This is a genomic window from Acidicapsa acidisoli, from assembly GCF_025685625.1.
GTDB lineage: Bacteria > Acidobacteriota > Terriglobia > Terriglobales > Acidobacteriaceae > Acidicapsa > Acidicapsa acidisoli.
Genome location: NZ_JAGSYI010000002.1, coordinates 1,762,610 through 1,779,613 on the forward strand (window position 1 = coordinate 1,762,610; position 17,004 = coordinate 1,779,613).

General features: G+C 56.0%; 13 protein-coding genes and 1 other RNA gene. 9 read left to right on the forward strand and 5 right to left on the reverse strand.

All coding sequences use genetic code 11. The features are described from left to right. Positions 1–225: 225 nt before the first annotated feature. Positions 226–720 (reverse strand): DUF6265 family protein, encoded by a 495-nt coding sequence (locus tag OHL23_RS17060; RefSeq protein WP_263353114.1) that lies wholly within the window; start codon positions 718–720, stop codon positions 226–228. A gap of 242 nt (positions 721–962) precedes the next feature. Next, positions 963–2,246: an amidohydrolase family protein gene (locus tag OHL23_RS17065; protein ID WP_263353115.1), complete on the reverse strand. Its 1,284-nt coding sequence runs from the start codon at positions 2,244–2,246 to the stop codon at positions 963–965. 214 nt (positions 2,247–2,460) lie between these two features. Here OHL23_RS17065 and glmU point away from each other — a divergent pair, with 214 nt between their 5' ends. The 3 genes from glmU to OHL23_RS17080 all read left to right on the forward strand — a co-directional run bounded on the left by glmU (position 2,461) and on the right by OHL23_RS17080 (position 5,553). Continuing rightward, a complete protein-coding gene (gene glmU, locus OHL23_RS17070; protein ID WP_263353116.1) occupies positions 2,461–3,855 on the forward strand; it encodes a bifunctional UDP-N-acetylglucosamine diphosphorylase/glucosamine-1-phosphate N-acetyltransferase GlmU in 1,395 nt (464 codons plus the stop codon). A gap of 271 nt (positions 3,856–4,126) precedes the next feature. After that, positions 4,127–5,233, forward strand: a complete 1,107-nt coding sequence (locus OHL23_RS17075; RefSeq protein ID WP_263353117.1) for an HD domain-containing phosphohydrolase — start codon at positions 4,127–4,129, stop codon at positions 5,231–5,233. 41 nt (positions 5,234–5,274) lie between these two features. Continuing rightward, complete coding sequence (locus OHL23_RS17080; protein WP_263353118.1) at positions 5,275–5,553, forward strand: 4a-hydroxytetrahydrobiopterin dehydratase; 279 nt, start codon at positions 5,275–5,277, stop codon at positions 5,551–5,553. Between the two features lie 5 nt (positions 5,554–5,558). On the opposite strand, the gene OHL23_RS17085 is transcribed toward OHL23_RS17080, so the two are convergent. Then, a complete protein-coding gene (locus OHL23_RS17085) occupies positions 5,559–5,816 on the reverse strand; it encodes a hypothetical protein (protein WP_263353119.1) in 258 nt (85 codons plus the stop codon). Between the two features lie 300 nt (positions 5,817–6,116). Here OHL23_RS17085 and OHL23_RS17090 point away from each other — a divergent pair, with 300 nt between their 5' ends. The 4 genes from OHL23_RS17090 (at position 6,117) to OHL23_RS17105 (ending at position 10,803) form a co-directional block, all read left to right on the forward strand. After that, the gene (locus OHL23_RS17090; protein WP_263353120.1) at positions 6,117–6,569 is read left to right on the forward strand and encodes a PCYCGC domain-containing protein; all 453 of its coding nucleotides are present in this window, start codon (positions 6,117–6,119) and stop codon (positions 6,567–6,569) included. 103 nt (positions 6,570–6,672) lie between these two features. Further along, positions 6,673–7,022: a transfer-messenger RNA gene (gene ssrA, locus OHL23_RS17095) on the forward strand. An 888-nt stretch (positions 7,023–7,910) separates the two neighbouring features. Then, positions 7,911–8,300, forward strand: coding sequence for a hypothetical protein (locus tag OHL23_RS17100; protein WP_263353121.1), 390 nt, complete (start codon positions 7,911–7,913; stop codon positions 8,298–8,300). A 1-nt stretch (position 8,301) separates the two neighbouring features. Continuing rightward, on the forward strand, positions 8,302–10,803 hold the full coding sequence (locus OHL23_RS17105; protein ID WP_263353122.1) for a DUF4132 domain-containing protein: 2,502 nt from the start codon (positions 8,302–8,304) through the stop codon (positions 10,801–10,803). Positions 10,804–11,410: 607 nt separating this feature from the next. Here the strand turns inward: OHL23_RS17105 and OHL23_RS17110 are convergent. After that, positions 11,411–12,472: a glycoside hydrolase family 130 protein gene (locus OHL23_RS17110; protein ID WP_263353123.1), complete on the reverse strand. Its 1,062-nt coding sequence runs from the start codon at positions 12,470–12,472 to the stop codon at positions 11,411–11,413. After that, a complete protein-coding gene (locus OHL23_RS17115) occupies positions 12,469–14,769 on the reverse strand; it encodes a glycosyltransferase family 4 protein (RefSeq protein ID WP_263353124.1) in 2,301 nt (766 codons plus the stop codon). The genes OHL23_RS17110 and OHL23_RS17115 overlap by 4 nt, the downstream gene beginning before the upstream one ends. Positions 14,770–15,360: 591 nt before the next feature. Here OHL23_RS17115 and OHL23_RS17120 point away from each other — a divergent pair. Both OHL23_RS17120 and OHL23_RS17125 read left to right on the forward strand, forming a co-directional pair. Further along, on the forward strand, positions 15,361–15,834 hold the full coding sequence (locus tag OHL23_RS17120) for a hypothetical protein (protein WP_263353125.1): 474 nt from the start codon (positions 15,361–15,363) through the stop codon (positions 15,832–15,834). Positions 15,835–16,122: 288 nt separating this feature from the next. Then, positions 16,123–16,824: a DUF2306 domain-containing protein gene (locus tag OHL23_RS17125; protein WP_263353126.1), complete on the forward strand. Its 702-nt coding sequence runs from the start codon at positions 16,123–16,125 to the stop codon at positions 16,822–16,824. The last annotated feature ends 180 nt before the right edge of the window (positions 16,825–17,004 follow it).

Sequence of the window (17,004 nt, forward strand, 5' to 3'; positions counted from 1 at the left end):
TGCGGGTTGGGGTCAAGGCTTGGACTAGATGCCAATAGCAAATTGAGGCCTGGTCATTGAAGTTACATGAAATGCGACTTTGCAAGCGCTTTTCGAGTGCCTCTTCGCTCGTTTCTCAGCAAGCGCATTGGCTATTTGTCATAAACTGAGGCTTGCCCCAGACCATTTCCGGATTGCTGATCATCAAGGAAGATGGTTCGATCTCATGCTGTCCGAATCCGAGTATTATTCCTTGCTTCGGTGCAGACGAAAGGTATCTTCCCTTGTCCGCCCATCTTTGACTCGCCGCAGCGTACTCACCAACTCATCTCCACTCCGTTGATATCGAAGGGAAAGACTGCCATCTGGTTTTGAGAACAAAATATCTTGCAAACCGCTGACAGATAGGCTAAGACGAACCATATCGGATTTGTCCTCCCAGCCAAGTAAGCCGCGATCGAAATGCTTCATCTTGAAGACGGCCTTGCCATCCTCCACCTCAATGGCCCAGAATTCGTAGAAGACGGCATCGCCATCCTTCACCACGCGGAAGGTGCCTACCATACTTCGCCCTGTTGGTTGCGACCAGTACTCTTCTTCCTGTCCTTCTATGGGATCACTGGTCCATCGACCTGACAAAAAAGCCAAAGGCTGCAATGCTGAATCTGCCTTCTGTGAGAAGGCCGCTAAGGGATTCATGTGCAGTACGAGAATCAACGCCAGGAAGAAAAGTCGCCTCATACAGACCCCCTGAGAACATGATGCTATGAATCTATACCGAGAAGGAGAAGTTCCGCTCCGTTCCAATCACGATAATGCAGGGTGATTTTTCAGACTCCCGAATCACGCGCAAACCGGGAACGATCGTCGAAGTGCCCACATTATTCTCAGTTGTTGCAACAAGCCGATGCGCTCACCCAGGTATGCCTCGACGACGGCTGCGGTTTTGAGCGCGGACCACAGCGACAGGGATGCAGCAAGGGTCAGCGTTGATAGATCACACGGCCGGAGCGGATGGTCATTCGGACTTTGGAAAAGGACAGTGGGTCTTGCGCGGGATCTCCGTCGAGGATGGTCAGGTCGGCTAGTTTGCCGGGAGTTACGGTGCCCTTGGCGTTTGAAACGCCGAAACGGCTGGCGGGGTTGGTGGTGAGCATGGCCAGTGTGTCCATTGGCGAGAGGCCGCACTTGCCCAGCGCTTCGAACTCATCCTGCGTGGAGTAGTCGGTCATGTAGCCGACGTCGGTGCCGAAGATGAGTTGGCCGCCGAGCGCGTGGAACTGGCGGACTTCGGCGTAGATGGGGTCCAGATAGGCGGGATCTTTTGTCACTGTGGTTGCGAACATCTTGAGCGTGGGAATCATGGCCATGTTCTGGTGAACCATGGTGGTGAAGAGGGCGCGGTCGATGCCTTCAGGACTGTCGGGAGCGTGGGCGAGGACATCCACGCCGGATTGAATTGCGATCTGGGTTCCGGCGAGGTTTGAGGGATGGCTGAAGACCAGGCGTCCGTTCAGGTGGGTACGTTCGACGGCGGCTTTGGCGATGTCGAACGGCATGGGGAGGACTTTGCCGTGCGCTATCCAGGAGCCGGTGAAGAGTTTGGTGATGTCTGCGCCCTTGTTCAGGTTGCGTTGAACGTCGTCGACGGCTGCGCGGGGCGTGTTTGGCTGCGAGAAGAAGAGCTTCAGCCAGCTCGGCGCGGCGATGTAATAGGGGATTCCGTGGGGCGGATAGAGCGGGCCGCCGGCGGTGTAGATGAATGGGCCGGCGAGTTCTCCGCTCTCGATGCGGCGGCGGATGGGCAAGGTGTCGATTAGGTTGGAGCCGGTGTCGACGACGGTGGTAAAACCGCGGCTGGTCAGCATGTCGGCTAGCTGGGCGTTCAGTTCGCCGGTCAGTTTCCATTCGGCGAGGCTCCACTTTGGCTCGGTGAAGTGGACGTGGGCGTTCCAGAAGCCTGCGGTGACGGTACAGTGATCGCATGGGAGGATCGTCGCACCGGGCGGTACGGCTGCGCCCGGCGCTGCGTCAGGCCCGACGGCGGCGATGCGTCCGTCGACGATGACTACTGTGCCGTCCGGGATTGGCGGATCGGTGGGAGAGATGTAGATGCGCGCGTGTTGGATGGCCAGAGTTCCGTGCGCCAACTGCAATGGCGGATGCGCTACGCGGCGCGGCCAGTAGGTGAGCATCCAGATTGCGATGGCGGCCACCACAATGGCAACTGCGAGAATACGAACCAGCCGGATACCCCATCGACGCATTGGAAACTCCCGTTCAGGGACTATACGAGATGGGCTGGGGTTCGGTTCGATCGGGACTATGAATCTTCGAGGAATCTTTGGGGAATCTTTGCGGAAGCTCGACGATTGCCTCCGTTTTGGCTCCCGCATAGTTTCAAATGTGGAGAGGCGGACGAGGTCAAGCTGATCCGCCGACGTTGGGAGATTGTATGCAGAGCAGGATGAGGTGGGTTCGGTGAGTCTGGCGGTTGTCATCATGGCGGCGGGTAAAGGAACGCGGCTGAAGTCGCGCCGGCCGAAGGTGCTGCACGAGATCGGAGGCAAGCCGCTGCTGGCGCATGTGATCGCGGCGGCGAGCAAGATCGTGCCAGCGGCGGATATTCATGTCGTTGTCGGGCATGAGGCTGAACGGGTGCAGACGGCGGTTGCTGGCACTAACGTCAATTTTGTATTGCAGGCAGAGCAGCTGGGTACCGGTCATGCGATTCAGTGTGCGCGTGAGGCGATTGCGGGTTATAACGACGTGCTGGTGCTTTCGGGGGATGTGCCGTTGATTCGGCCTGAGACTCTGGAAATGCTGTTGGAGTACCACCGGCTGGGATCGGCAATGACGATTCTTACGGCGCTGCCTAAAGATCCGTTTGGATATGGCCGAATCGTGCGCCGCGAAAGTGAAAATGCCCTTGAAGTTGAAGCAATCGTGGAACAGAAGTTCCTGAGGTCGGAGCAGTTGAGAATTCCCGAGATCAACACTGGGATATATGTATTTCAGACAAAGCCTCTTATCTCTCACTTGAAATGGCTAATCTCGAACGATGAGAACGGCGAATATTATCTGACTGATCTGGCTCGGATATTCGTTCGAGAAGGGGAACTTGTGACGGCCGTTGAGGCCGCAGATGCGGATGAGGTGCTGGGCGCGAATACGATTCCGGAGTTGGTTGCGCTGGATGCAAGTCTGCGCGCCAAAACGGCGCTGCGGCTGATGCTGCAGGGAGTCACGATTTTTCGCCCTGAAACTTGCGTGATCGACGCGGAGGTTGAGGTCGGGCCGGATACGGTGATTGAGCCGTACGTGCAACTGTTGGGGCGAACGAAAATCGGCTCCGATTGCATGATTCGTTCGAGCACGGTCATCGAAAACTCGGTTCTCGCCGATAACGTACTTATTCGCCAGAGTTGCATCATTGCGGACTCTGAGATCGGCGGCGGGGCCAAGATCGGGCCGTTTGCCCATCTTCGGCCGGGAAGCGAGATTGGCGAGGACGTGCATATCGGCAATTTCGTCGAGACGAAGAAAGCTAAACTCGGCAAAGGAGCCAAGGCCAGCCATTTGACGTATCTCGGAGATGCCGTGGTTGGAGCCGGTTCGAATATCGGCGCGGGTGTGATCACGTGCAACTATGACGGGGTGAATAAGCACACGACGACCATCGGCGAGGGAGTCTTTGTGGGCAGCGACTCGACGCTGGTGGCTCCCATTCTGATCGGCGACGGAGCCTATATCGGAGCTGGGTCCTGCATCACGCGGGAGGTGCCTGCGGATGCGCTGGCTGTGGGCAGAAGCCGGCAGGTCACCAAAGACGGATGGGCTGCTGCAAGACGGGAACAGCGAGGAAAGCAGAGCTGAGGAGCCGCGATTCCGGTACAGATGCATTCGCCCAGGGAACGAAAAATGGTATGGTTCCGTTAGTAATGGGATGCGGGGGTTGAGAAATTTGATTTCGCCTCGTCATTTGCCTTTGAATATGGAATATGCAGGAAAGATCTGGGGATTGTCCGAACGTGCCAGTTACCGAAAGTGCCGAAGGTCACCCCAATGGGCCAAAGTGCAGTTTCTACGGTGCGTATCTGCGTAATAATGGCAAACAGACGCTGGGATGCGGGTACGGGAGGAGCGTATGGGGTCACCTGCAAGAATTCTGATCGTTGACGATGAGCCCCATGTGCGCGCCATGCTGGGCGCGACTCTGGAGCGGCAGAATTACGTCACTGTTCTGGCCGGCAGTAATTCAGAGGCTTTTGAACTGATCGATCGGCAGCACTTCGACCTCGTCCTGACGGACATGGTGATGCGGGACGGCAACGGAATCGGTCTGCTGGAGCGCCTTCACATCGATCAACCACAGACGCCGGTGGTCATGGTCACGGCGATCCAAGACATCAGCGTAGCCATCACGGCGATGCGCAAAGGCGCTTACGACTACCTTCTTAAACCCTTCGAACGCGACCAGTTACTGACCACCGTGCGGCGCGCGCTGGACCATCGCAAGACGCTGCGCGAAAACGAAAGCTATCAGCAGAATCTCGAACAGATTGTGCAGGCCCGCACCGAGTTGCTGCACCAGGCTATCGTGGATCTGGAACGGTCTTACGACATTACGCTGGAGGCTTTGGGTGACGCGCTGGATTTGAAGGACTCCGAAACGGAGGGTCACTCGAAGCGGGTGACTGCGTACACCATCGCCCTCGCTCGTGCGATGGGAATTGGTTCGGACGCAATCAAGGTGATCGCGCGCGGAGCCTTTTTGCATGACATTGGCAAGATGGCCATCCCGGACGCGATTTTGCGCAAGCCCGGCAAACTCACGCTCGCGGAGCAGACGCTGATGCGGGAGCATTGTGAGCGCGGATATAACATCCTGCACAAGATTCCGTTTTTGAACGAGGCTGCGGAAATCGTTTACGCCCATCAGGAGCATTACGACGGCAGCGGCTATCCCCGGGGTCTGCGCGGCAATGCCATTCCGATCGGAGCGAGGATCTTTGCGATCGCGGACACCCTGGATGCGATTACCAGCGACCGGCCCTACCGTGGAGCAAAGAGTTTTGACGTCGCGCGGTTGGAGATTCTGCGGTGCTCCGGAACTCAGTTTGATCCGTCGGTGGTTGAGGTTTTCCTCAAGATTCCAAATGAGCTTTGGGTTGAACTCAGGACGGAGATTACAGGAACAACCCCCGCATTTGCCGACCTGAATGCCGCCCAGGTCACTGCGCCTTCCCGGTAGATTCCGGCCAAGCGGGAATTCTCTAGAGACAGGAGCCAGTCATGCCAGCATTCTCCTCGGCGGAAATTGAGCAGGGCCTCGCGACACTTCCGGATTGGAAGCTGAACGATGGCAACCTGGTGAGGAATTTTTCGTTTACGGATTTTCGGGAAGCAATGAGCTTCGTCAACTCGGTTGCTGCGCTTGCGGAGCGGGCTGGACATCACCCGGATATCGACATCCGTTACAACAAGGTCAATCTGGCGTTGTCGAGCCACGATGCCGGTGGTATCACTGAGCGGGACTTCTCGCTCGCCGCTGGGATCGACAAAATCCTTTAGGTACCTCAATCCTGCGATTCGAGCGGGGCGGTTTCGCGCTCAGCAGATTCACGGTCGGATTTCTCGAATTCGGGTTGCGGGTGATTTACAGAAACTATGGGATTCTGGAGTTTGGTGAGCGTTTTGCGATACCACCAAGCAACGGCCAATCCTCCTGCAATTGCCGAGGCTGCGGAGACGAACCCCAGGCCGAGAACCTTGGATACCTTCCTGGCGGAAGATATGTCCTGACGGTAAATCTCATCATTACTATCGTTTGCCAATGTTCGTCTCCAAGGGCAAATACTGCCGGCGTTACCCTGTCAAGAAAGATTGTACGCGGCTGGAGCATCCAAAAACTTGCCTGCTTTTGACCTCACTCCTGCAAATATTTTGATTTTGGTATTTGCTTTCTTTCAAATCTATAGTAAGGTGTAGATATTGCAGTTGGAGATGGCACTGAGTCTCCCATCTTCAGCGGCAAGTAAGTTGCGTCACTGGCCTCCCGGCACGAACAGAGAACCGTTCGTGCCGTCTTTTTTTGTCTACCGTATGGCGCTAGAATGATGAGGCGAGGTTCGACGATGAAAAGTTGGGGTTTTTCGCGCCTGGCTTTGGCGCTCCTGCTGGCTGGCGCGACGGCTATCAGTTACGCACAATGGATGAATCCAGCCGACGATATTCCTGCATATCACCCGTCGGCGCCTCTCAAGGTTAGTTCGTTACCTCCAATTTTGAGCGGAGCCAAACTCACGGGCGAGAGTTTCCGGTATCCGTGGCAAGTACACGTTTACCAGGATGCCGCGAAGGTCTCAGCTGTGCTGTATCAGTTACCTTGCAATTGCCGATGTGACCGCTCCCTTGGCCATACCAGCCTGCGCAGCTGCTTCGAAGGACTGCACGGCACGGAGTGCTCAACCTGTGCGAAAGAGGGCTTCTTTGCGTATCAGCAGACCAAGCTCGGCAAGACGCCGGTCGAGATACGCGCCGCGATTGAACGCCATGAATACGAAAAGATCCCGCTTGAAAGTCAGTAAGCGACGGCAAGAGTTTGCCCAGGCGGCCGCAATCCGGGGGGAAAGAGCGTACAATTACGTATGCAGCGCGCGCCTTAGGGCCCGGCTGATGTCCTGCCCAAGTGGGGGCGTCACGGTTTCGACGGGATTGCAAGCAGCAGAGAGGCATGCCGGGGTGTGGGCACCCGTAATCGCTTACAAAAACACAATTGCCAACGACAATCTGGCACTTGCTGCTTAATTAAATAGGCAGCCGTCCTCCTCATCTTTGCCTGTGGGCTGAGAGCGGGCGTCGCACAGCAGGCTGGTTGTTGCCGCTCGGTCCGTGTGGCAACAATAAGATCATCGGACTAGTTTCCGGCGTTTCTTGTCCGTTCTGAGCGCTGGAAGCGAATTTTCTGAACTGGACTAAGCATGGAGTCTCTCGGCTGACTACGATTTCGGACGCGGGTTCGACTCCCGCCGCCTCCACCATTAAATTGTTTATTTTCAATAATTTACGCATAAATTCATTAAGACCTATCACGAACCGACGTCACCATCGCTAGTCGCTGTAATTTCATATACTTAGAGAAACAATAGAAAACAGTGCTGGTCCTTGTGATCAAATTTGTGACCGTTTTGTGACCAAACGGCTCATGGTACCAAAAGCCTCCCGAAAATTTTGCCCCATTTCAGCCTTCCGGACACGTCCCACTGCCTTGTGAACTCGTTCGCCTTTACCCGCCACACTTCCGATTGCAAATACAAACACGACCGCCAGTACCGTCAGTGCAACTGCCCTAAGTGGGTCGAGGCTCGTGTAAACGGAGAACGCATCCGCAAGAGCGTTTCGAGCCGCATCTGGGATGAGGCGGAGTTGTTCCGGCAAGGCTCGAAGATTTCGTCGCCCAGGGCCGCCAATTGCCTCCAGAACAGCCCGATCGTCTCGTCAAACTCTGACCAGCACCTCCCCGGAACCGGTTCCGGCTATGGCAGCACAAGTCGTTTTACCTCGGAAACACTAGGCTGTCGGGTACGACACGTCTTCCAGGCGCTCAATGAGCACATTGGAGACAACGCGCTCATCGAGAGAGCCGAAACGGTTGAATCTGCGTTATTCATTTGTCCGGGTTGCCGGTTTTTCGACCACCTGCCCAGAACACTGATCGACTTGAATAGATCAATGAGAGCGTTGCCTTGTTGGCAACCATGGAGAGCCTAATCATTCCTGCGTAATGGCCGACTCATCCCTATCGATTTCGCGACATGTCTTTGCGATAAACTGGATTCCAATTCCAGACGAACTTCGGGCCTGCCAATGCTCGGTCGATCCGCGGCCCTGTCTTTCGCATCGGTTTTGTGCTGAAGTGGGAGAAGCTCATGGCGATCTTGATCTTCGACGCACCCCTTCAAGGCGAGCGGAAACCTGCCGATGGAATTCGGCTGGGCGCAGGTTTAGTGACGCTGCGGGATTTGATCCGTGCCCGCCTCCAACAAGAGGTGGAACGCTATAACCAGGCACTTCCGGATGCGTTTCAGGGGTTGGTACAGCCGGAAGAATCGGAGCAGATTCTGAACGGATTCCGGCTAAAGACTAAGCGGCCGCTCAATTGGGAAGTGCAATGCCGACGCGCTTGGTCGAGTTTCGAGAAGAACGGTTTTCTTGTGCTTGTCGATGGAAGGCAAGTTACGGAATTGGACGAGCGGCTAGATCTTAAAGAGAATTCGGAGATCGACTTCATCAAGCTGGTCCCGCTCGTCGGAGGATGAAATGGCGGTTGATCCTGAAGCGCTGCAGCGGGCCTTGCGTTCCCAATTTCCCGCGCCCGAAGTCTCCCCGAACTCAAGCGATTGGATGTTCGAACTGGTCAGCATCTTCGGATCCAATCCGTTCGTCAACCGGGAGCGAGATGTACTCAGGTTGGCGGAAGCGCCCGTGAGCCGGCTGAAAGCCGAGCCGTCGGAGGTGCGCGTAGGCGTCGTCTTTGAGGCGCTCAACGAGATCATCCATAGCCAGGCGTTTCATTTCAAGATCGTTTTGAAGATTGTTGCGGCTACTCTTCTGCGGAGCGGCGTGGAACTGAACTCTCTCGAGGCGGTGCGGTTGGTGGAGCTTGTCTCGAAGCCGCAGCTGCCGTTTCCTTTCAAAGCAATCCTATCGGCAATCGATTGTGTTCCCAGGACCCCAGCCCTGGTTACGGCGCTGTATCGGTTGCGCGGCTGCGTCACCCGATATCACGGCGAGCCTGAGATGAAGGAGATCCACGAGCGAATCGACGTTCTTATCGGCGGGCCCAAGGAAAAACCTGTTACGCCCGCCGGCGCATGGAGTCGAATCGTTTTCGAGGAGGTCGCCACATTTGAAAAGAAGTTCGATTGGCATGCGCTTCTGCTTCATGCGCGATCACTCACGCAGAGCACAGCTTCGAAGAAATGGCAGAGCAAAGCCGTGAATCTGGCCTCGCGAATCGGACCGGCAGAGGTTCTGGACGCGGCTCGGCGTTGGCTGGCGTTGGGGCCTACCCCAGGCGAAAAGATGATCCAGACTTCCGAGGCGGAGGCGGATTACCAGAAGGGATTCATTTGGGTGCTTGGCACGCTCGGCGACGTTTCCATCGCGCCGGATATCGCGGACTTCGCATTCGGCTGTTTTCGGAAGATACCGATGATCGGCGCCGTTTCGCATCGCGTGGGCAATGCGTGCGTGAATGCGCTGGCCGCCATGCCGGGTCTCGCGGGTGTGTCGCAATTGAGCCGCCTGGCAGGGAGGGTCAAATATGACGTGGCCCGCAGACTCATCGAAAAGGCGATGAACGAGGCTGCCGAGCGCAATCAGGTATCCCGCGACGATCTAGAGGCAATGGCGGTTCCGACATTCGGACTGGATGCGGCGGGCGGCCGAATTGAGCAGGCTGGGGATTGCGAAGCGAGGCTCGCAATTGGCCGCGATGGGGCATCGCTAACCTGGAGCCGCGAAGGCAAAACCTTGAAGAGCGTGCCGGCGAGCGTCAAAGAGGAGCACGCCGAACTGCTCAAGGACTTGAACCGTAGCGTCAAGGAGCTCGACGGACAGATCGCGGCGCAGCGGTTCCGGCTTGAGCGCCAGTTGATTTCGCATGGCACTTGTTCTTACGAGCGGTGGAAGCAGTGGTATCTCGATCATCCGCTGGTCTCGCACTTCGCGGCTCGCCTTATCTGGGAGTTCGAGGACGGCGGTGAAACGCGAACCGCCATTCTCTGGCAAGGCGGTCTCGTGGATTGGTCGAGCCATGCTATCCAGCCATCTCTTGAGGCACGCGTGCGGCTGTGGCATCCGATCCGGTCCGACGTCCAGACGATCCTGAACTGGCGTTGCTGGCTGGAGGATCATCAGGTGCGCCAGCCGTTCAAGCAGGCGCATCGCGAGGTCTACTTGCTGACCGACGCCGAACGCAAAACGGAGACCTACTCCAATCGTTTCGCGTCGCACGTCATTCGCCAGCACCAGTTCGTTTCTCTTTGCCGTGAGCGAGGCTGGAAGTTCAAGGCGATGGGTAGCTGGGACTCGCACAATACACCGTCGCTCGAGCTCAGCCAGTACAACCTAGTCGCGAAGTTCGATGTGGAGTTTCCTGAGGCGGAGGATGGAGACGACGAATCCACCACCGCGCACGGCGTGTATCTGGCCATTGGCACGGGCCGCGTTGAATTCGTTCCGCTCAAGGTTGCCGAGCCGAATAACGCGGAAAACGGACCCTTCGGAATACGGTTGCCGAGAAAGTTTCTTGGTCTTCGTCGAGCCGCGGCCCTTCGCCTCGAGGAGATCCCTGTGCTGGTCTTCTCCGAGGTGATGCGTGACTGCGACCTGTTCGTTGGTGTGACAAGCATCGGTGCAGACCCAGCCTGGAATCGTGATCACGCGGACGATCCGCATTCACCCTACTGGCAGCAATTCGCATTTGGCGATTTGAACACTGCGTCAGAGAACCGGAGAACGGTTCTTGAAAGTCTGCTGCCGAAACTGGCCATTCGAGACCGGTGCCGGCTGGATGGCCGATTCCTCGTGGTTCGCGGGGACCTCCACGAGTACCGCATCCACATCGGCAGCGCCAATGTCCTCATTGAGCCGGGCAGCCGCTATCTGTGCATCGTGCACGGTCCAGGCGATACGGCGGCGAATCTGCCCCTGCCGTTTGAGGGCGACCGCATCCTTGGCTTGGTTCTCAGCAAGGCGCTTCTGCTGATGAGCGATACGAAAATCAAGGACCCCACCATCGCGCGTCAGTTGTCTTAGTTAGCCAGGCTCCGCCCCTTCTCCGGCATGGCGAGTTCGCGCAAAAATGGTGTACCTGGACGGCTGGCTGCAGTATCTGACTGTACTGAGTTGGCCGTAAATCGCCAACTCACCCATCAATAAATGAGATCAAGCCAGTTTGCCGAATAGTCGGCAAGTCGGCTTTGCGTCCAGTTGGTTTTGCGGGAAAAGCCCGGGCCTAATCGCCGCTAAGCCGGTTATACGGCAACTTGCCGAAGACACAGATCGATCTGAATAGGTCAATCAGCGCGTCGTCGTGTTGTCGCCATTCAAGCTTTTGCAATACGAGATGATTGCAGAGTTTGATTGGCAGCTGATTTTTGATTCAAGATCGATTCATTTAGGCAAACCCACTATGGTCTTGCAGGTATTCATTCAGCGAGTGCAGCGTGCATTGAAATCCAGTAATATCGCCGCCAACAAAAGACACAGCGGACTGGACGAAGGGCAAACATGCTAAGAAGACCATCGAACGGCCGCAACTCAGCCTGTTTGAATGAGACGGAGTTGCAACGAGGACATTCTCGTCGTCGCCAAAGTAATTGCGGTGCCGAGTTCAGCCTTTGCCTGATAGTTTCATTCACGCTCATTCACTCCGGGTTTCGTGTTGATTTGAAAAGTGGCTGGTGCTTGAGGATTCAGGGTCTGAGTTCGATTCCAACCACGAGAGCAAGCGACGAATACTGCCGGTGGCCAGAGCTACAGAAGAATCCGCTGCTCCGTAGTACAGGTAGATCGTGTCTCCATCTACACCGATGGTTTGTCCGCAAGGGAAGACAACATCGTTCACGTCTCCGCTTCGCTCATAAGGGGCTTCCGGTCCAAAGATCCAGGAATCTCCGCGTTGCAGGCAGATATCGGGGCGTTCCAGATCAAAAAGCGCTAGCCCGAGACGATAGATACTTCCGGAAGCCGTTTGCCTCACGCCGTGATAGATGGTGAGCCATCCCTTGGATGTTTCGATCGGTGGAGAGCACAGTCCAATCTTGTTTGCATCCCACCATCCGCCCCGCCGCGCTTCGAGGATGATCTTGTGGCTCCCCCAATGCCTCAAATCCCGCGAGTAGGAGATCCACATATGAGCGCCCAGGGTCGTAACTGGGCGATGAATCAGCGCCCAGCTGCCGTTAATTCTTCTCGGCAAAAGCGCTGCGTCCTTGTCCTCCGGCGGCATGATCACACCGTAGCGATTAAATGTCTTGAAGTCCTTTGTCAGAGCCAGGGATACCCCGGGACCACCGCGCGCGAACGATGTATAGGCGACCGCATACTGATCGAGCTCCGGGACAAAAGTGATGCGGGGGTCTTCAATGCCCCATAGCTCTTCCGGGTACCCCTGAGGACTTGCTGGAAGTGTCGGCTCAGGATCGATGCGCCACCCATCAATTCCATTGCTGGAGCGGGCAGCGCATAGATGGGAAAGTCCACGCCGGTCTTCCACGCGGCAAAGAAGTAGAGTGTCTCCATCCGCCAGGCGAACGGCGGCCGCGTTGAACACGCTATTGATCTGGTAAGGCCAATCTTCCCGGCTGAGGATAGGGTTTCCGGGATGCCGCTCAAAAAGTGGAGCCTCGACTGAGGCTTTCCGTACCAGCTGTTCGGGAACGGATGAATCGGGCAGTAATGTTGCTGAAGAATCCCTATTCAAGAAGACACACTCATTTCCTGGTGCAATTCATTCATGTTTGCAGCTTCCGCAGCCTGCATATCGAGTAGAGCCATCAGGAACGAAATGGTAGACTCCGCGCCCTGGTTTTCATTCACCCGGTCAGGGTGAAGGCCATCACGGCACCCACCTGTAATCGGGTCATACAACGGCGCAAGCAGATCATTCTTGCCAAGGAACCAGCGGAAGGCCCGTCGTGCTTCCGTTTGCCAATGGCTGTCTCTGGTGAGACGGTAGACTTCCTGGCAAGCGGAAACCGTGGCGCATGCTTCCACGGGCTGCTGATCGAAACGAGCTTTTTCTGCTCCCTGTGCAAAAAATCCATTGGAGCCGATGGGAACGAAGGTCTCTCCGTCTCCCCCGTGCTGTGCGGCCACCAGCCATTCCAGCGACTCAATGCCAGCCTCGACCATTCGCTTGTTGTTGCTGCGCCATCCAGTCAAAATGAGCGCCTGTGGCAGCCTGGCGTTCGAATACGACAAGCTCTCTTCGAACCAATGCCAGCTATCGGAGCGGCAGCGGTCGTATATGTCCAGCAGTCGATTGGCAAGCGTGTTGCGAATACCCTGCATCAGGCGGTCGCCTGGAAACCAGTCGAGGTATGCCTGCAATCCTAGAATACTGAAAGCCCATGCACGCGGACTGCTGAAGGTGAGTGCCGCCGGTACCGCAGCTTCAAACAGCCTGCCCGCTGCACCGCGCAACCCTGCATCCTGCGAACGCCCAAGTACGGAGCCCAGGGCCCACAATGCACGTCCATGACTGTCTTCCGAACCAATATTCTCCAGCCATTGCCTGTCATAGCCGAGAAAGTTGCGAAACCGTCCACTCTCGGAATGAAAGGCCAGCCAAAGGAAGGCCAGGTAGCGGCGTGAGAGATTCGGATGCTCCCCATTGCCTCCATATATGAAGTTCTCATCAAGCTGGGTGGACACCATGAGAGCACGTGCGTTGTCATCGGTCGTGTATCCCTCGCGTGTGTTCGGCACCGAGAAGATCGCATGCTGCAGGATGCCTGTGTCGTCCGTCAGGGCCAGTAGATGGCCCGTATTCAAAGCAGGCAGACAATCCGTTCCATCCATCAGGCCTGTGGCCGCATCCAGCGATTGCGCCGGCCTTGGCTGCAGGGATCGCTCGAAGCGCGCGCGCTGAAAGCTCTCCATGTACGCATGCGCCGTCTTTGGCCAGGTCGTTCCGCGAGAGTGCAGATAGGCGCGCTTGCGCATGGCATGACGTTCTGCATCGTTCTCAAGCAGCGCGAGAATTGCTTCTGCAATAGAATCTGAACGCTCAAAGGGAACAATCACACCGCGCTTCTCCGCAAGCAGTTCCTTGGCATGCCAATACGGCGTCGAGATAATGGCCTTTCCTGCGCCAAAGGCAATCGCGAGCGTTCCGGAAACCACCTGCGCCTCCTGCTGGTAAGGCGTAATGTATATGTCTGCTGCGCCTACATGCTCCACAAGCTCTTCGTTGCTGATGAACCGATTGTTGAAGATCAGGTGATCGGAAACTCCCAGCCGCGCAGCTAATGATTGCAATTCTTCGCGGTATCGTTCGCCGTCCCTCTTCCGGATATGAGGGTGCGTTACACCCGAGACGATATACACCACATTCGGATGCCGGGCCAGCACTGCGGGCAAAGCGCGAATCACGTTCTCTATGCCTTTGTTTGGAGACAACAAGCCAAAGGTCAAAAGAACCGACTTGCCTTCCGTGCCAAACTTGTCCTTGAAGTAATTCGGATCCATAAACGGCAAATCGGGCACGCCATGTGGAATGACGTCGATCTTGCCGCTGGGAATTGCATACACTTCGCGAAGCAGTCGAGCCGCCAGCTCACTCATCACAACCAGACGATCCGAAAGTTGCGCGATCTCTTCGAGGACTGCGCGTTGATTGGCATTGGGCTCGCGTAACACGGTATGCAGTGTCGTGACAATCGGCATCTTCAATCTGCGCAGCATGGTCAGAATATGAAGCCCGGCGACCCCTCCGTAGATGCCGTACTCATGCTGCAAGCACACGAGGTCGTTCCCGTTGAAGTTGAGAAAATCAGCAGCTCGTTCATAAGACGCCAAATCATCCTGCGTAATCTCCAGGCGTACCTGCTCCGGGTATTCATAACTCGAATCGGGATCATTCACCGGAATCGCAAACAACCGCGCTGAACCATATTCAACCGCAAGAGCATTACACAGATCTGTCGTGAATGTGGCGATGCCGCACTCCCGAGGTAGATAATTTCCGACGAATGCGATGCGTGTTGGCAAAGACAAGTTACTCTCCTTCACATGACAGGCTGACGGATAACGCGTCGATCCCAACCGCCATTCGGAGGCTCGGAATGGGATACCATGCGGCATCGAGTCTCCAGATTGGAGACTGATTGCAAACTAATCTCTTCGGTTGTGTACTTTGGAGGACGCTCGTCTGAAGCGATGCCTGGTGTGCCGGAGGCGAGGAAGGAAAAGCGGACTACTATTCCTTGAGGATACACCCACTTGAGATCTTTTGCAGGCAACGATTGGGAAACGTCCCGCAGCAAGGCGATGAGTAGCTGCTTTTACGTTGTGATCACTTGTATGACGGTCGATCGGCTTTGACAGATCGCGAAAGTATTGGCAGCCAAGCTCAGGAGGATTTCTCTGGACTATCAATTGACGCTAGATCGCCAATGCGCTCACTGACAATGAAATGCGAGCCACATGGCCGATTAGTCGCCTTCTCGTCAACTTGAACTTGAGTTGGCTGCCTTCGCTGGTAAAGCGGTCAAATCTACGCGAAGCCGGTTATACGCCCACATGGATACTTTCTGTATTGCCCGTGACTCGGAGTAATCGAGGTAATAATGGTGCAAGAGGACGAGAATGGGACGGCGGCATTTCCCTGCAAATGGTGAAATCGAGATGGTTTTGCTCGCTCTCCAAGTACTTCAGGTTCTCTTTCTCTGGGTTCACGACTGGATTCCCCTTGGACGTCTCAACGATGTCGCAGCGGTACGCAGCCAGGATACGACACGCCGTCTCGTCACTGTAACTCTCATTCAAGGCGTACCGCGGACCATCGGGCTGTGCTTTAGCCTGTTGCACTTTAGACAACCTTATCCGGACTGGCTTTACGACTGGCTCGTGATTAGCTATGGCCTGCTCTTGATTGGGCAAATCCGCGCCTGGTGGATACCTTATCTTTTCCGACCGGAACCGAAGCGAGCTGCTCGCTATCAAATCATGTTCGGCAAAACGCATTCCTTCTTGCCGGTGCGCAATGGAATGGTCCCAAACACTGCGCATATCCTGCTTCATCTGGCGACCGCCGCCACCTTGATCGTTCTTCTGAGGTGAGGAGACGGCAATCAGTCCACGATCGAAGCTCCCGATGTCGCGGTCCAAAGCAAATACGGTGGAACCACCATGTTGCGCGTGGGACTTCCCTATATTGCCGTTGTTTGAGCGGCGGAAAGCCACTTGTACGAGTCCCTTGTATCGATTAGCTTTCGCCGACAAGAGCCATCCAACTCGCCAAGTGATTCGAAAATACAGAGGTGTATCGAAAGAGACAGCTTTCTCTAAAGGCAGATGCAACGGTTAGTTGCGCACCCGCGCTGCAGCGATCCTTCATTGAAGCGGTCAATGCTGAAACGACGTGGAAGCATGCGGCCCCTGCTCTTGATTCTCCACATTCTCGCTGGCACCGTCGGCTTGCTGTCCGGCACATTCGCGATTGCTGTCCGCAAAGGCAGCCGCCTCCATCGCGCCTCAGGAAACATCTTCACCGTCGCTATGATTACCCTGGCCTCAAGCGCCCTCTGTCTCGCCATCATGAAGTCGCAACACGGCAACATCATCGGCAGCATCATCACCTTCTACATGGTCAGCACGGCGTGGCTCGCTGGTCGCGGCCGAGGCATAGGCCGGCTTGACCTCGCCGCACTTCTCGTCGGCACCTGCGGGGCCGCCGCCATCATCATGCTCGGCGTCTGGACCATCCACCACCCAGACAAGAACGCCCCCGCTGCTATGTGCTTTTTCATGGCGGCCGTCCTCCTGGTCGCCGCCGCAGGAGACATCCGCATGCTTGCCTGCGGTGGCATCTCCGACAGAGGGCGAACTACGCGTCATTTATGGCGGATGTGCTTTGGACTCTTCATTGCAACAGGATCTTTCTTCCTTGGCCAGCAACAGGTCTTTCCCGCTTTCCTGCGCGGCTCCATCTTCCTTACGATCCTCGCCGTTCTCCCATTCCCCTTGATGATCTATTGGCTCTTTCGCGTCCGCTTCGGCAAGGCTTATAGAATCCAATCACAGGCCCATCCCACTCCAATTTTTCCTTGAAGTCGTTCGCTCGCGTTCCTTTCGAATTGAAGGGGAAATTGATCAAAGCGATTGTCACCGCTCGATGCGAGGGACCGGAGGAATTTGCGGGAGAATCATTGATTGGGGCGTGACCTGAATCGCTTCCGCTATGCCGACTTATGAGCATCCATCAGGCGTATGCTGTGTGTAGTGCGGCGG

Bases quoted from the DNA above. Each gene is read 5' to 3' on its own strand.
- OHL23_RS17065 (WP_263353115.1), bottom strand. From the start codon at position 2,246: ATGCGTCGATGGGGTATCCGGCTGGTTCGTATTCTCGCAGTTGCCATT.
- OHL23_RS17120 (WP_263353125.1), top strand. From the start codon at position 15,361: ATGGGACGGCGGCATTTCCCTGCAAATGGTGAAATCGAGATGGTTTTG.
- OHL23_RS17100 (WP_263353121.1), top strand. From the start codon at position 7,911: ATGGCGATCTTGATCTTCGACGCACCCCTTCAAGGCGAGCGGAAACCT.
- OHL23_RS17075 (WP_263353117.1), top strand. From the start codon at position 4,127: ATGGGGTCACCTGCAAGAATTCTGATCGTTGACGATGAGCCCCATGTG.
- OHL23_RS17090 (WP_263353120.1), top strand. From the start codon at position 6,117: ATGAAAAGTTGGGGTTTTTCGCGCCTGGCTTTGGCGCTCCTGCTGGCT.
- OHL23_RS17125 (WP_263353126.1), top strand. From the start codon at position 16,123: ATGCTGAAACGACGTGGAAGCATGCGGCCCCTGCTCTTGATTCTCCAC.
- OHL23_RS17105 (WP_263353122.1), top strand. From the start codon at position 8,302: ATGGCGGTTGATCCTGAAGCGCTGCAGCGGGCCTTGCGTTCCCAATTT.
- OHL23_RS17080 (WP_263353118.1), top strand. From the start codon at position 5,275: ATGCCAGCATTCTCCTCGGCGGAAATTGAGCAGGGCCTCGCGACACTT.
- OHL23_RS17060 (WP_263353114.1), bottom strand. From the start codon at position 720: ATGAGGCGACTTTTCTTCCTGGCGTTGATTCTCGTACTGCACATGAAT.